Origin of the sequence: Acinetobacter sp. P1332 (assembly GCF_044057475.1) — a bacterium.
Taxonomy (GTDB): domain Bacteria; phylum Pseudomonadota; class Gammaproteobacteria; order Pseudomonadales; family Moraxellaceae; genus Acinetobacter; species Acinetobacter johnsonii.
Genome location: NZ_CP171157.1, coordinates 951,847 through 967,216, shown reverse-complemented (window position 1 = coordinate 967,216; position 15,370 = coordinate 951,847). Strand labels below are relative to the sequence as shown.

14 protein-coding genes and 4 tRNA genes are annotated in these 15,370 nt (G+C 41.8%); 11 read left to right on the top strand and 7 right to left on the bottom strand.

Going from position 1 to position 15,370, the window contains the following annotated elements; genetic code table 11:
- Positions 1-263: 263 nt before the first annotated feature.
- The 3 genes from ACFN7Z_RS04675 to ACFN7Z_RS04665 all read left to right on the top strand — a co-directional run bounded on the left by ACFN7Z_RS04675 (position 264) and on the right by ACFN7Z_RS04665 (position 4,241).
- Entirely contained in the window at positions 264-1,625 is a 1,362-nt protein-coding gene (locus ACFN7Z_RS04675) for a sodium:alanine symporter family protein (RefSeq protein ID WP_005400491.1), read from the top strand.
- 143 nt (positions 1,626-1,768) lie between these two features.
- Positions 1,769-3,160, top strand: a complete 1,392-nt coding sequence (gene radA / locus ACFN7Z_RS04670) for a DNA repair protein RadA (protein WP_004982587.1) — start codon at positions 1,769-1,771, stop codon at positions 3,158-3,160.
- 118 nt (positions 3,161-3,278) lie between these two features.
- Positions 3,279-4,241, top strand: coding sequence for a Tim44 domain-containing protein (locus tag ACFN7Z_RS04665; protein ID WP_010327232.1), 963 nt, complete (start codon positions 3,279-3,281; stop codon positions 4,239-4,241).
- A gap of 492 nt (positions 4,242-4,733) precedes the next feature.
- Here the strand turns inward: ACFN7Z_RS04665 and ACFN7Z_RS04660 are convergent, their stop codons facing one another.
- Complete coding sequence (locus tag ACFN7Z_RS04660; protein WP_010327233.1) at positions 4,734-5,912, bottom strand: S1C family serine protease; 1,179 nt, start codon at positions 5,910-5,912, stop codon at positions 4,734-4,736.
- A gap of 168 nt (positions 5,913-6,080) precedes the next feature.
- On the opposite strand from ACFN7Z_RS04660, the gene ACFN7Z_RS04655 reads away from it, so the two are divergent.
- The 8 genes from ACFN7Z_RS04655 to ACFN7Z_RS04620 all read left to right on the top strand — a co-directional run bounded on the left by ACFN7Z_RS04655 (position 6,081) and on the right by ACFN7Z_RS04620 (position 10,098).
- Positions 6,081-6,839 (top strand): Nif3-like dinuclear metal center hexameric protein, encoded by a 759-nt coding sequence (locus tag ACFN7Z_RS04655; protein ID WP_010327234.1) that lies wholly within the window; start codon positions 6,081-6,083, stop codon positions 6,837-6,839.
- A gap of 348 nt (positions 6,840-7,187) precedes the next feature.
- On the top strand, positions 7,188-7,808 hold the full coding sequence (locus ACFN7Z_RS04650; protein ID WP_010327235.1) for a superoxide dismutase: 621 nt from the start codon (positions 7,188-7,190) through the stop codon (positions 7,806-7,808).
- 208 nt (positions 7,809-8,016) lie between these two features.
- The gene (locus ACFN7Z_RS04645) at positions 8,017-8,643 is read left to right on the top strand and encodes a superoxide dismutase (protein ID WP_010327236.1); all 627 of its coding nucleotides are present in this window, start codon (positions 8,017-8,019) and stop codon (positions 8,641-8,643) included.
- Positions 8,644-8,787: 144 nt separating this feature from the next.
- Positions 8,788-8,863, top strand: a tRNA-Asn gene (locus tag ACFN7Z_RS04640).
- 4 nt (positions 8,864-8,867) lie between these two features.
- A tRNA-Asn gene (locus tag ACFN7Z_RS04635) sits at positions 8,868-8,943 on the top strand.
- Positions 8,944-9,137: 194 nt separating this feature from the next.
- Positions 9,138-9,213 (top strand) — tRNA-Asn (locus tag ACFN7Z_RS04630).
- 288 nt (positions 9,214-9,501) lie between these two features.
- Positions 9,502-9,577: transfer RNA gene (locus ACFN7Z_RS04625), tRNA-Asn, on the top strand.
- Between the two features lie 41 nt (positions 9,578-9,618).
- Positions 9,619-10,098, top strand: a complete 480-nt coding sequence (locus ACFN7Z_RS04620; RefSeq protein WP_159151465.1) for a DUF2726 domain-containing protein — start codon at positions 9,619-9,621, stop codon at positions 10,096-10,098.
- A gap of 1 nt (position 10,099) precedes the next feature.
- Here ACFN7Z_RS04620 and ACFN7Z_RS04615 read toward each other — a convergent pair whose 3' ends face one another.
- The 6 genes from ACFN7Z_RS04615 to glnA all read right to left on the bottom strand — a co-directional run bounded on the left by ACFN7Z_RS04615 (position 10,100) and on the right by glnA (position 15,109).
- Positions 10,100-10,330, bottom strand: a complete 231-nt coding sequence (locus ACFN7Z_RS04615; protein ID WP_004695712.1) for a hypothetical protein — start codon at positions 10,328-10,330, stop codon at positions 10,100-10,102.
- Between the two features lie 99 nt (positions 10,331-10,429).
- Positions 10,430-11,770 (bottom strand): S9 family peptidase, encoded by a 1,341-nt coding sequence (locus ACFN7Z_RS04610; RefSeq protein ID WP_010327238.1) that lies wholly within the window; start codon positions 11,768-11,770, stop codon positions 10,430-10,432.
- A 107-nt stretch (positions 11,771-11,877) separates the two neighbouring features.
- Positions 11,878-12,759, bottom strand: a complete 882-nt coding sequence (gene ubiA, locus ACFN7Z_RS04605; RefSeq protein WP_010327239.1) for a 4-hydroxybenzoate octaprenyltransferase — start codon at positions 12,757-12,759, stop codon at positions 11,878-11,880.
- On the bottom strand, positions 12,756-13,241 hold the full coding sequence (locus tag ACFN7Z_RS04600; RefSeq protein WP_010327240.1) for a chorismate lyase: 486 nt from the start codon (positions 13,239-13,241) through the stop codon (positions 12,756-12,758). Before ACFN7Z_RS04600 ends, ubiA begins: the two co-directional genes overlap by 4 nt.
- Before the next feature lie 87 nt (positions 13,242-13,328).
- Positions 13,329-13,604, bottom strand: coding sequence for a hypothetical protein (locus ACFN7Z_RS04595; protein WP_004982609.1), 276 nt, complete (start codon positions 13,602-13,604; stop codon positions 13,329-13,331).
- Between the two features lie 89 nt (positions 13,605-13,693).
- A complete protein-coding gene (glnA, locus tag ACFN7Z_RS04590; protein ID WP_005400480.1) occupies positions 13,694-15,109 on the bottom strand; it encodes a type I glutamate--ammonia ligase in 1,416 nt (471 codons plus the stop codon).
- Positions 15,110-15,370 lie beyond the last annotated feature (261 nt).

Below are 15,370 nucleotides of genomic sequence, written 5' to 3'. Positions count from 1 at the left end.
TGTATTAATCTATATTTTCAACATCTTTTGAAAAGTTAATTAATTTTTCTTATATTTAACACGACAAAGGACACGTAAAAGTTCCTGTTGAAAAAATCAGCAAAACACTTGTCAAAAATAAATTTCCGTGTAACAAATACAACAAGACTAAAAATCAATAAAAAATCGTGCAGGAAGCATGACTGTGGCATATCAATTGCTTAATAAAACTCAAAATTTTTCTAGAAATTTCAAGTTTTAAAACATAGAGGACTAAAAGAAAAATGAATACACAAAGTTTACAAACTTTTATGGAAACCATCAGTGGTTGGGTCTGGGGACCCTATATGTTGGTCCTCATTGTCGGAACAGGGATATTCCTCACATTACGCTTGTTCTTCTGGCAAATCCGCATGTTGCCTCTGGCCTTTAAACAAGTATTTGGCAAACATGACCAAGCACATTCTCATACTGGAGATATTTCCCACTTTGCATCCCTCATGACAGCACTCTCTGCCACCATTGGTACGGGTAATATCGCTGGTGTTGCAACCGCTTGTGTCCTTGGTGGCCCAGGTGCGGTGTTTTGGATGTGGATGACAGCCCTGTTCGGTATGGCAACCAAATATGGTGAAGGCGTACTGGCAGTTAAATACCGAATCAAAAATGAAAAAGGTGAAATGTCTGGCGGTCCAATGTACTACATTGAACGCGGCCTAAAATGGAAATGGTTAGCACTGATTTTTGCACTATTTGGCACCTTGGCGTCTTTTGGGATTGGTAGTTCAGTACAATCCAACACAGTTGCGCTCGCTGTTGAAAACAGTACGGGAGTTGCAACATGGATCACAGGTATCGTCATTACGGTATTTTCTGCTTTGGTTATTTTAGGCGGGATTAAATCTATTTCTAAAGCCGCTTCTTTCATCGTTCCGATTATGGCGATTGGCTATGTCCTCGGTGGCCTCATTATTATCTTCAACCATCTTGAACTCGTCATGCCTGCACTTGAACTGATCTTCCGTGATGCCTTTACGGGTGAAGCTGTAGCAGGTGGCGCAATTGGTGCTGTCATTCGTTACGGTGTCGCTCGTGGCGTCTTCTCAAATGAAGCAGGGATGGGTTCGGCGCCGATCGCCGCAGCTGCTGCAAAAACCGACCACCCTGCACGTCAAGGCTTAGTCTCAATGACAGGTACGTTTATCGATACCATTATCGTCTGTAGTATTACAGGGATCGTTTTGGTTATGGGCTTTATTATGGCGGGCAATAGTTTTGGTGGCGAAACAGGCGCGGTATTAACTACCCATACTTTTAACCAATTACTGCCGGGTGTTGGAGGCTGGATCGTGACTTTTGGTATTGTGTTCTTCGCTTATTCCACCATTTTAGGTTGGTGCTATTACGGCGAAAAATGCTGTACTTATTTACTCGGTGAAAAGTATGTGCTGTTGTACCGTCTCATTTACATCGCATCAGTCTTTATTGGTTGTGTAGCATCACTTGATTTAGTCTGGCTATTTGCTGACACCTTTAATGGTTTAATGGCGGTTCCAAACTTAATTGCCTTGTTATTGCTGTCGACGGTGATTGTGAAAGAGTCACGTGATTTTGTCGAAAAACGTAAATCAGGTGAGTTGTACTAAGGCTATTTTCAAAGCACATTTTTAAAATCTTCAATAGTTAAGCCACCTTCGGGTGGCTTTTTGATTCAGAGCATTCATTTCAAATGCAATCCTCTGTATGCTGTTGAACCATCGAATACTCCAAATAGTGCATCAAATAAAGCATGGCAAAAGCAAAAAGTGTTTACCGCTGTGAACAATGTGGCGCTGACCATTCAAAATGGGCGGGTCAATGTTCTGAATGTGGAGAATGGAATAGTCTAGTTGAAGTCAATATTGCACCTGCAGTCACACATCGTGCGCAGCCCAAAATGGGGGGCGGCTATGCAGGTCAAGCTGCTGCTATTAGCACCTTAAATCAAATTTCAGTTTCACATGAGACTCGACTGGCTACAGGAATTGGTGAGTTTGATCGTGTGCTTGGCGGTGGTCTCGTCACGGGTTCCGTGGTACTGATTGGCGGTGATCCGGGCATTGGGAAATCGACCATTTTATTGCAAACAGCAACGCATATGGCCGCGGCCAACAGTGCGGCATTGTATGTCACAGGTGAAGAATCACTTTCTCAAGTAGCTTTGCGTGCAAATCGTCTTGATCTACCCACAGATAAACTCAAAGTCATGGCTGAAACCTGTGTTGAGCGGATATGTGAAATGCTTGCCCACGAGCGTCCCGCCGTGGCAATTTTAGATTCCATTCAAACCCTATATACCGAAACACTCCAGTCAGCGCCGGGCGGCGTTTCTCAAATTCGCGAGTCCGCAGCTTTACTGACACGTTTTGCTAAAAATAGTGGTACAGCCTTGTTCATTGTCGGACACGTCACCAAAGAAGGTGCACTGGCTGGCCCGCGTGTGCTTGAACATATGGTGGACTGTGTTCTGTACTTTGAAGGTCAGTCCGACTCACGTTATCGGATGATTCGTGCCGTTAAAAATCGTTTTGGTGCAGTCAATGAACTCGGGGTTTTTGGCATGACCGATAAAGGATTAAGAGAAGTGGCGAATCCTTCAGCCATTTTCCTAAGTCGTTATGATGAAGCCATTGCAGGCTCAATCGTGATGATCAGCCGTGAAGGCACACGTCCTCTGTTGGTTGAGGTTCAAGCTTTGGTTGATGATGCACATGGTCAACCGCGCCGAGTCGCCTTAGGTTTAGAACAAAACCGTTTAAATATGCTCTTGGCGGTAATGCATCGCCATGGTGGCGTGCAAACATCTGGACAAGATGTCTATGTCAACGTTGTCGGTGGTTTAAAAATCACGGAAACAGGCTCTGACTTGGCTGTCTTATTGGCCTGTGCCTCTAGCCTGCGAGGTAAAGCGCTGCCACAACAACTGGCTGTTTTTGGTGAAGTAGGGCTCTCCGGGGAAATTCGCCCAGTCCCCAATGGACAGGAACGCTTAAAAGAAGCCATTAAACATGGTTTTAAGTACATTATTCTACCGCGAGGCAACGCACCGCAAAAAGACATTGCTGGGGTGAAGGTCATCGCTGTGGCGCGCTTACATGAGGCGCTCACTGAAGCCATGGGCTTAAGTGACGAACTCAACTAAGCTAAATTCCATTCGTTTGGATTTCTCATAAAATAAACACGTTTTTTATTGAAATTTAGGCTGAAAGACTGCATAAAGGTAGAGTTAAAATTTATTTTTTATAGAGTAGGAAAATTTGATGGAAGTTCGACAGCGTGGTTTGATTGCTGGTTTTTTAACAGCGGCTCTTTTAGTTGCACCCTTAGCCGCAGAAGCTAAACGTGCAGGTGGTGGTAAAAGCCACGGCATGAGCCGTCAAGCTGCACCAACTCAGTCTTATCAACAACCTCGTCAAGCAACTCCAGTTCAACAACCTAGCGCGCCTGCTACGGCTCCAGCTAAATCTGGTCCAGGCGTCGGCGGTATGGTTGCGGCTGGTGTAGCTGGTGCTGCAATTGGTGCTGTTGCTGCAAATGCATTGGCAGATGATAACTCTGCTTCTCAAGCGCAAGCACAGGAAGAAAAAGGTGGTATTCCGAGCTGGATTTGGATTCTTCTTGCCGCTGCTGTTGCCTTCTTCATTTTCCGTAAAATGGGCGCAAAAAAAAAAGTAGCAGCTAATCCATACGCGCCAAACAATGGTTCAACTCAAGCACCGTTTGGCCAACAAGCTGCACCACGTACATCAAATGACAATAGCAATATTTTTGGTCAGTCTGTAGGTGGTTCAGCTGCTACACCACAAAACAACGCACCTTTTGGCGCTGCCTATACCAATAGTGGTAGTCAGCTGCCAGACGGTACAGAACCTGCGGCTTTCTTACGTATTGCTCGTCAACGTTTCAATCATATTCAGTCGATGAACACTGCAAGTAACATTTCTGAAATTCAGCGTTACTTAACACCTGATCTTTACCAGTCTATGTATCAAGACATTATGGCGAATCAAGATCAAGATGTAGCTGAGTTTTCAAACCTTAATGCGATGGTTGCGGACTCTGCGACAGAAAATAGCCAATACGTGGTTAGCGTACGTTTTACTGGTACAGTAAGTGAAGATCTCAACAGCTTACCGCAACCTTTTGCTGAAGTTTGGCACTTTGTAAAACCAGCTGGTTCTACCCAAGACTGGCTCGTTGCGGGTATCCAACAAGAAGCATAATTTCTAGATATATAAAAACAGCGACTTCGGTTGCTGTTTTTTTGTGCCTTAATAAATCCTCCGATCGATTCAACCGAGTCATCAGCGCCTCGCTTAAACAAAAACACCATTCAAAACGATAACAGCAATGGTTTTTTAAAAGTTACGCTCAACATTTCCTAGAAGTAAAACTATCATCGATGTTAAATAAGAAGCGTAATGAGAGGCTGTACAATGCACCCTCAGCCACACACTTTCATTTTACTTAGACTTATATTTCCACTCCACATAAGTTAATCGCGTTATGAATGCTTGATGCCATTGGGCAATATGTAAAAATAAGTGAGCTTTGATTTTCGACTCAAACTAAGATCATCATTTACCAATCTTAGGCATTTAAAATGCACAAGGTTTTCTACTGATCATGCTCTGCATTTAATATTTACACTGTAAATCATCTACACATAAAAAATGCCTCTATAAAAGAGGCATTTTTATTTACGTTTTTTAGTCTTATTCAGGTAATGGGATAAATTGAGAGTCCTGATTTTGCTCTTTTCTTTCCCCAACAACCACAGCAACATCTAAAGGTTTGCCATCGCGCTCAAGTGAAATCTGAATGGTGCTATTCGGCGGTTGTAGAGCCACAAAATTAATCAAATGTGAGGTTGAAGTAATCACTTCATCATTCACTTTCACAATCTTGTCGCCTTTCTTTAAACCAGCTTTTGCAGCAGGTCCCGTTTTTAATACGTCCGCGACAACCACACCTGGCCCTTTAGGCTCTAGAATATTGACTTGTTCAACAGGCAATAAACTGATACCTAGCCAACCACGTACCACACGGCCGTCTTTAAGAATAGAGTTCAGTACTTGCTGGCAAATTCTTGCAGGAATGGCAAAACCAATACCTAAAGACCCACCTGACTGAGAGAAAATTGCTGTATTCACTCCAATCAAATTCCCCGCGACATCAATCAAAGCACCGCCAGAATTGCCGGGATTAATCGCAGCATCGGTTTGAATGAAGTCTTCATAAGTGTTAATACCCAGGTCAGAGCGTCCTGTAGCAGAGATAATACCCTGCGTAACGGTTTGACCTACGCCAAATGGGTTGCCAATAGCCAAGACCACATCACCCACTTCGTTGCCACTTAGCTTAAAGGGTAAAACAGGCAGATTTGCCAGCTCAATTTTAATCACAGCCAAATCGGTATCGGGGTCGGTACCAATCACTTTTGCCACTGCACGACGACCATCTTGCAATGCCACAACAATTTGATCAGCTTGAGCAATTACATGGTTGTTTGTCAAAATATAACCATCTGGGCGAACAATAACACCTGAACCCAAACTGTTTTCATTTTTATTTTGGCTAAACTGATCTGGAATTTGATTGCCAAAAAATTCACGGAACGCAGGATCATTGAGTAACGGATGGTCAAGCTGTTTGACTTTTTGCGTGGTAAAAATATTTACTACTGCTGGTGCAGCCACTTTCACTGCAGCGCTATAAGAAACTACACCACCGGTACGCGTGGTGTTAATTAAAGGCTCCACCTTTTCAGCAGGCATTTTAATCCCATCGGACGCCACAGGCGCTTTTGGCTTTTGATACTGCTGCCAAGCAAAAAATCCAGCAATGACTAAAATGAGTAATACCCAAGGTAACCAGGAAAAGGTCCTGCGCACGATTTCACCCTCTAAAATGTTTTAATTCATTGATGACTAAGTAATTTATGCCTATTGTAAAGCGAAATTCAAGCCGAAGCACAAAAATAAGCAAGAGTTTTGTCATGCTTTAGTTACAATAAACAATAGGTTCCGATGTAATCAATTTAAAAGAGTTTTTAAGTCGATATGGCAAAATTACAAGACATTATTCAGTGGTGTGATCAAACCCTCAAATCACCTGAGTTTAAGGACTATGCACCGAATGGCCTTCAAATTGAAGGTAAGACCGAAGTACGTAAAATTTTAGCTGCGGTGACAGCATCGCAAGATGCCATAGATGCCGCGATCCAAGAAAATGCAGATCTTTTACTGGTGCATCATGGTTATTTTTGGAAAGGTGAAGCCTCTCCCATCACAGGTATGCGCGGTAAACGGATCAAGAGTCTGATTCAACATGACATTTCTTTGTTGGCATATCACCTCCCCCTCGACAGCCATCCGAGTCTTGGAAATAATGCAGCGATTGCAGATTTGCTCGAACTAGAACGTATTGAAGCGCTTGACCCATCTGAGCGTCATCCTATTGGCAATATTGGTTATTTAAACCAGCCTATGCCTGTAGAAGAGTTTAAAAAGTTTGTGTCTGAGAAATTAAAGTTTGATGTCACCCATCTTCCTGCGGACAAGACCATGATTGAAAAAGTCGGTTTTTGTACCGGTGGTGCACAAGATTTTATTGTAAAAGCAGCTGAACAAGACTGTGATGCCTATATTTCAGGCGAAGTCAGTGAACGTACCTTCTATGAAGCCAAAGAATTAGGCGTACATTATTTTGCTTGCGGACATCATGCGACTGAACGCTATGGTGTGCAGCGATTAGGTCAAGCCATTTCAGAACAATTTGATATTGAATACGTTTATTTCGAGCTAAATAACCCGATTTAAGCAATCACTGGGATGAGACTTCTTTCATCCCAGTCCTTTCAATGCGCTTACATCGCATGGCATCCGATATCACTTCCATTTCAGCAAATTATTAATTTCTAAAATATTATTCCTAGCCTTTCATCTTTTTAAATCAAAACATAGCATCATTTCAAAAAAACGCTTTGCATCTCATTCTTGTTATACATACTGAACTTCCAACCCAATATGAACAATAAAACTTGCTACCTTCCACCCTAAAAATGCAAATAATAAACATATTGATTCTCATTAACTTTTAGGTGGATAATAAAACTGCTTTAAAAACTCCCAATAAAACAAACTTTGATGATTAAAGGAATCAAACACATGGCTTATTCTTTACCCGCTCTTCCATATGCCTATGATGCACTCGAACCCAATATTGATGCGAAAACGATGGAAATTCATCACAGTAAACACCATCAAACCTACATCAATAACATTAATGGCGCGATTGCAGGCACAGAATGGGAGAAACTGTCTGTGGAAGATTTGGTTGCCAAAGTCAATGAAGTCCCTACTGATCTTAAAAATATGGTGATCAATAATGCAGGTGGTCATGCCAACCACTCACTGTTTTGGACAGTTATGAGTCCACAAGGTGGTGGGCAACCGACTGGGGCTGTGGCAAAGGCTATTGATGAGCAACTCGGTGGTTTTGATGCTTTTAAAGATGCATTTACCAAAGCAGCGATTAGCCGTTTTGGCAGTGGTTGGGCATGGCTGAGCGTAACACCTGAACACCAGCTGATTGTTGAAAGCAGTGCAAATCAGGATTCACCACTGATGCACGGTCATACCCCTATTCTCGGTTTAGATGTATGGGAACATGCGTATTATCTAAAATACCAAAACCGCCGTCCTGAATATATCAATGCCTTTTATAATGTGGTCGATTGGGATGAAGTAAATCGCCGTTACCATGCTGCGTTGCAGACTAAAAATTAATCACCACCTCAATCCATCTAGAGCTTAGAGTCTTTTAAAATGAATATATTCTGCACGAAAGACTCTAACGATATCTTGTGTATCGTATATGTCTCCATGCGAAGTTTTTTGCATATTTTGTGTATTAAAAGACTGCCCTATTGTCCATAGAATCATTTACAATAAATGCACTTAAAGTAAAACCCAGCAAATCTGCAAGGAATGAAACATGACAACCATTACTTTACCTGCACTTCCATATGGCTACGAAGATCTTGCTCCGCACATCAGCAAAGAAACTTTAGAATTCCACCACGACAAACACCACAATACTTATGTTGTTAACCTAAACAACCTAATCAAGGGTACTGACCTTGAAGGTAAAACTTTAGAAGAAATCATCACAGCTTCTGCTGGTGATGCATCTAAAGCAGGTATCTTCAATAACGCAGCACAAGTTTGGAACCACACATTCTACTGGAACTGTATGGCTAAAAACGGTGGTGGTAAAGCAACAGGTGCTTTAGCTGCTAAAATTGATGAAGCGTTCGGTTCTTACGAAAAATTCGCTGAAGAATTTGCTGCTGCGGCAACAACTCAATTCGGTTCAGGTTGGGCTTGGTTAGTTGCTGACGAAGTAAATGGCAACCTTTCTATCCTTAAAACTTCAAATGCAGACACTCCACTTGCACACGGTAAAGTTGCAGTGTTAACCATAGACGTTTGGGAACATGCTTACTACATCGACTTCCGTAATGCGCGTCCTGTTTACATCAAAACTTTCCTTGAAAGTCTTGTAAACTGGGATTATGCAAACGCGAAATATGCAGGCCAAGCTGCTGGCGTTGAAAAATAAGATTCGTCTTGTTTAAAAAACCGCTCTTTTTGAGCGGTTTTTTTGTTTTTGCTGCCTAAACGCATATTTATAAAGCAAACAATTCATTTCTCAATATTTTTTGCTTGACCCATTTTCCTTTCCTCCCTAAAATGCGCATCAGATTCTCCAATAGCTCAGTCGGTAGAGCGACGGACTGTTAATCCGCAGGTCCCTGGTTCGAGCCCAGGTTGGAGAGCCACTATTCTTCCATAGCTCAGTCGGTAGAGCGACGGACTGTTAATCCGCAGGTCCCTGGTTCGAGCCCAGGTGGAAGAGCCAAGATTCTAAAAAGCCCAAGCATCGTGACTTGGGCTTTTTTATCACTCATTGTTTTGATCCACACCCTATACCCTTCTGGTATACAGCTATGACATATCAAATTGTTTATAAAAAAAACATTTAATCTAAAATTCGACTTTTTTTAGAATTGTAACTTGACCGATGTGTAATTTTCTCTATACTGCATTTCAGATTCTCCAATAGCTCAGTCGGTAGAGCGACGGACTGTTAATCCGCAGGTCCCTGGTTCGAGCCCAGGTTGGAGAGCCAAATTTTAAAAAGCCCAAGCATTATGACTTGGGCTTTTTTCTGTCTATAAAAATGACATTCACCCATACGTAAAACCAATCTCTCAAAATCACTCCAAAGCAGCTTTCCATACAGGCTCTTCTCAGCTTGAATCTCCCAAATATCTCCATGGAAAACCAAAAAGATTGAATCAAATCGTATCAATAAAAGCTAAACCGTTTATTTTTAAATCATTTAAAGCAGATTATATAAAAATATCAGGCCAAGGACTTGACCCTTTGAGCTTTGCCACATAGAATGCGTGCAGATTCTCCAATAGCTCAGTCGGTAGAGCGACGGACTGTTAATCCGCAGGTCCCTGGTTCGAGCCCAGGTTGGAGAGCCAAAATTCTAAAAACCCACTCCATGCGAGTGGGTTTTTTCTTTGTGCTAGAAAATATTGTGTTCGATCTGAGTCAAATCATCTTTTTTATCATCGGCTGCTTTGCCACTATTACACTAGTGATGACGGTCTACCCTGACCTGTTTCGCCGTAAGCAAAAGTTTTATGCCAAACACGTCATTACGCCGTTTGAACGTAAAATGTTTATTCGCTTAAAAGAAGCCTTCCCACGCCATCATGTTCTAGCTCAAGTTTCATTTAGCTCACTGATTACCAGTGACCACTATAAAATACGGGCCAAATTTAACCGCAAAGTCACCGATTTCGTTTTATTAGATGAACAATTAGCGGTTGTGGTGATTATTGAACTCGATGATCATTCCCACATCGGCAAAAAACAAGAAGATGCAGAACGTGATGCCATGCTCAATGAAGCAGGTTACATTGTTCTGCGTTTTACAGAAATTCCAAGTATTCGCCAACTGCACAAACACATTGGTATCACGCCTGCAATGCGTGCTTAAATTACTTTGAGACCGCGCTGCTCGCTTCCTGCTGTGTGAATTGCTTTTCGGTAGCCAACTTTTCTTGAATACGCTGTTGTTGCTCTTCCTTAATACGCTGATACTCCGCTTGGTTTTTTGCATCGCTTTTTACCGCTAAAAAAGCAATCCCTAAAATAAGCAATGGAATCACAATACCAAGACTCGCCAAAAACATCACTTTTGGCGTTAGTTTTTGAGTTGATTTCGTCATAGCCAGCCTATTTCCAATATCTAGATTTTGATGGGCCAATACTATAACAAAAAAAGAGCCTCAATCATGAGGCTCTATCTTCAGTTTAAATGGTTAATTTTATGTCGGTGCTATACCTGTACAATTTTCATTGATGCTAGCATCTTTTTGTGCATCAGTTAGTACAATACCCGTACCCGCAGACATATGGGTCTGAATAAAGTCTACAGCCTCCGCATTCCGACAAATTATGGCTTGGGTATGAGATGCACCGATAACTGGATCAAGTGTCACATCTGGTGAACCCAATGTTTTCAAGTTTGCAACCAAAGCTTGGGTAATTGGATAGGGTACATTTGTATCTGCTGTGCCTTGTATTACATAAACTGGTTTATCAATTCGTTTAGTACCTGGCTGACTACTAATTAAGAAGTTTTTTACGGTTTCATTGGTCGCAAACACACTAGTATCTAAACCAGGATAATCCATGACTTTTTTATCAGGATTTGCAGTCATAAACTGAATAATATCATCTTTAAACTTATTAATTAGACTTAGACTTGGGTCATTATCATTATCTAAACACAGACCATTATCCCCTGTTGAACCTTCTGCAAACTCAGCCAAAGATTTGGCACGTGATTGGAAAATGTCCTGATAATTAAATCGCGGCTCATAAGCTTTAATACCAACGCCCGTTAATGCTGCATAAGCCAATAAGGTTGCATAAGAATCGACCGAAGTACGTGCAGCCAAAGGTACACCAAGTTTAATTTCTTGCTCTTCAATGCCAGCTAAAGCTGCTGGTGCAACCTCTAAAATAATTTTACCCAAACTCGAAGCTGGTGCACCCGCCACAGCACCTTTATAGGTTGCATCTGTATTTGCATATTCTGCGGTCGCTAATGAGGCATGACCCCCTTGAGATTGGCCCACAGACATCCACGCACCATTCAACTGCTTACCATAATGATCTTTTGCCGCTTGTACAGCAGAAAGCGCTGACTTCGCAGCACTAGATAAGTTTAAATATGGATGAATCCCTGGCGTGCCCAAACCTTCATAATCTGGCGCAACAACCACATAACCAGCAGCCAGTAGACTGTCTGCTAAAATTTTAAAACGTGGGTGAATCATATTATTACTTGGCGCACAACTATCACCAACCCCAACCGTGCCATGCTCCCAAACCACTACGCGATAACCATCTGTAGGTGGTGCTACTTTAGGGAACATCACCAGCGCCGTTGCTTTAGCGGTCTGACCTTGAACATTTTCCATGTTATACGTCATTACCTTAATAGAAGCTGCAGTGGTTAATGTGTCTTCTGAATAGGTACTTTCAGAAACATAGGTCTGTTTTTGATTTGAAGCGGGCGAATCATCATCGTCATTACAAGCAGTTAAAGACAGCATTGAAACGGCAACTGTAAGGGCTAATGCTATTTTCGAGCGTTTCATAAAATATCCTTTTATTCGTTGTTTTTTTAAGCATGAAACTACATGCCGTTTTATTAAGACATAAAAAAAGCGCCCTGTATAGGACGCTTTTCAACCAAACAATCACTTTAAATAATTAATTCTAAAAAGATTCCAGTAAAAATAATGAATCCCACCCAACGATTGTGACGGAATGCCCAAAAACAATACTGTGGATCTCTGTCTTTAGTTTTTGACCATTGATAAATAAAGTCAGCCACGACTACCAGCAATGCGATTAAACCCAATGGCATCAATAAATTTTCAAGGTAAAGCGCCATACCAATCAAAACCACACTCATCGCCTGTAAAAGTGCAATGATTTGAATATCAAAACGACCAAACAAAATGGCTGTAGACTTCACCCCAATTTTTAAATCATATTCACGGTCGGTAATCGCATATTGAGTATCGTACGCCACAGTCCAAGCCAGATTGCCAAAATACAGCAACCAACAGGTTAAATCTAATGGTTTACCCATGGCCGTAAATGACATCGGAATTCCCCACGAAAAAGCCATGCCTAAAACAACCTGAGGCAAATGGGTATAGCGCTTCATGAAAGGATATATAAATGCGAGAAAAAGCCCACCTAAAGCACAATAAAACGTTTCAATCGGTAGAAACAACAACATACAAGCACTGGCAAAGACTAAAGCTAAAAACACATAAATGGCTTCTTTAGCCGTAATAATCCCTGTTGCTAAAGGCCGCATTTTAGTGCGCTCTACATGCGCATCGACCTTACGATCAGCAAAATCATTAATTGCACACCCAGCCGCACGCATAAATATCGTGCCAAGTACCATCGGAATCAGAATACCAATTGGCGGTATGCCCTCTGCTGCAATCCATAGTGCCCACATGGTAGGCCAGAACACCAATTCTGTGCCAACAGGCTTATCAAAACGACATAAATAATAATAGGCTTCTAAACGTTCACGCCAAGTAATTTGATGCGCAGTTGTCATGACTGTCCTTCAGATGCTGAATTCTGCTTTTGCAAAAATTGCTCAAAACTCGCTAAAAAAGTTTCTTGAACAATAAACTTGCAGCCGTGCCAAGTATAACAGCTCTGTCTAGTCCAGCCATCTTCTAGCCAAATCACACGACGTTCACATGCTGGATTGGTGCGCTGAAACAAGAACCAGCCAATCGGTTTTTTACCAATATGTTTAAAAAGCCGTGCGCGACCTTGCAAACTCAAGATCGGGAAAATGCTTTTAGCTTTAACCCAAGGCTCTGCATCACTGCCATATAAAAAACTTTCTCGTACCCATGACGTATGCTGAAACGGCATGCCCATCCATTTTGCATCGATAAACTGAAGACGCTGAAAATGCTCTTTGGTTGGTTGAACCCTAAACGCTCCATCAGCCAAATCCGTCAGTTGCTGAGTAAGTGAACCTGAAGCATATAACCATGTTTTCAGTTCAGCTGGAATCTGCTGCATAAGCCTACCTGTACCATTGATTTACTGTGCGCTTAAACGCTTTTTGAGTTATGAAGAATGTCATTGATTCAATTCTAAGATCAATCTTTAGCAATTATCTGTTTTTGCAATGGTTTCAAATTTACCTTGCGGAGTTTTCACCAAAATAAAACCTTCAGCACTCAAATAAAAACTTTGAGGATAATCATAATCCAGTGCTAACTCTGGGCTTTTCAATGCAACAAATTCTGCCTGCTTGTAGCCTTCAGGGGTGCGACCAACTTCGATATAAGTCACCATCGAAAAATTTAGCTTAAAACCTTTGTCGTGATCTTTAGGGTCAATCCAAGGATAAAAACTGGTGTGCTTCTTACGCTGTGCCATTGCTCTCATCAATTTTTTTCAAGTTAAACAGATGATACAAAAAAACCCGCGACTAGCGCGGGTTTTTTACAGTGAAATTCAGTTCAGAATTACAAGCTGTAGTACATATCAAATTCAACTGGGTGAGTTGTCGTGTTCAAGCGACGCACTTCTTCAGTTTTAAGTTCAATATATGCATCAAGCATTTCTTTAGTGAATACACCACCTTTAAGAAGAAACTCATGATCCGCTTGAAGCGCTTCAAGAGCCATATCTAGGCTGTGCGCAACTGTAGGGATTTTCGCTTCTTCTTCAGGAGGAAGGTCGTATAAGTTTTTGTCAGCTGCTTCACCTGGGTGAATCTTGTTTTGGATACCATCAAGACCCGCCATTAACAATGCTGCGAAACCTAAGTACGGGTTCATCATTGGATCTGGGAAGCGAGCTTCGATACGTTTGCCTTTAGGGCTAGAAACGTAAGGAATACGGATAGAAGCAGAACGGTTACGTGCTGAGTATGCCAACATAATCGGCGCTTCGAAGTGTGGAACTAAACGCTTGTACGAGTTTGTAGAAGGGTTCGTAATTGCGTTCAATGCACGAGCGTGTTTGATTACACCACCGATGAAGTAAAGCGCCATTTCTGAAAGACCAGCGTATTCATCACCAGCAAACAAGTTCTTGCCATCTTTAGAGATAGACATGTGAACGTGCATACCAGAACCATTATCACCAACCATTGGCTTAGGCATGAAAGTCGCAGTTTTAGCATATTGGTGTGCAACGTTCCAAACCGCATATTTGAACTGTTGTACTTCGTCAGCTTTACGAACCATTGTGTTGAAGCTTACACCAATTTCTAATTGGCAAGATGCAACTTCGTGGTGGTGTACTTCTACACGACCTGGGCCCATGATGTCTTCAATACGCGCACACATATCAGCACGCATGTCATGTGAAGAATCAACTGGAGGAACTGGGAAGTAACCACCTTTAACACGTGGACGGTGACCAGAGTTTCCGCCTTCGTAATCTTTGTTTGTTGACCAAGCAGCTTCTTCAGCAATCAATGTATGGCGCGCGCCAGACATATCAATTTCCCATTTTACTTCGTCAAATACGAAGAATTCTGGTTCTGGACCAAAGAATGCAGTATCACCAATACCTGTCGATTTTAGGTATTCTTCAGCACGGCGAGCAATCGAACGCGGGTCACGGTCATAACCTTGACCTGTTGATGGCTCAATAACGTCACAAGTAACAACTACTGTAGGCTCAGCGAAGAACGGGTCGATAAAACCAGTTGCAGCATCTGGGCGTAAGATCATGTCAGATGCTTCAATGCCTTTCCAACCAGCAATTGAAGAACCATCAAACATTTTACCGTCTTCAAAAGTATCTTCGTCGATAGTATCTGCTGGGTAAGTTACGTGTTGTTCTTTACCCTTAGTATCCGTAAAACGGAAATCGACCCATTTTGCGCCACTTTCTTGGATGAGTTGTAGGACCTTGTTCGCCATGCTCATTTTGCTCCGATGAATTTTTGTTGCACTCTTTAGTGCGTGTTAGTAGTTGGTTGTTCTAAAGCAATTACCGTACCAACTTTAAAAAGCTTAGCTAAAATATTGAATTCATTATCAGAATAACAGTTTTAAGCTGTTTGCTTTGACTCTATTATACTGAGCTAAAAAGTAAATGCACCATATTCAAGCACGCTTCTTCACATTTAATCTAAAAGATTTTGAGTGTGGATCATAATGGTGCATTTTTAAATATCACGGGTCGAT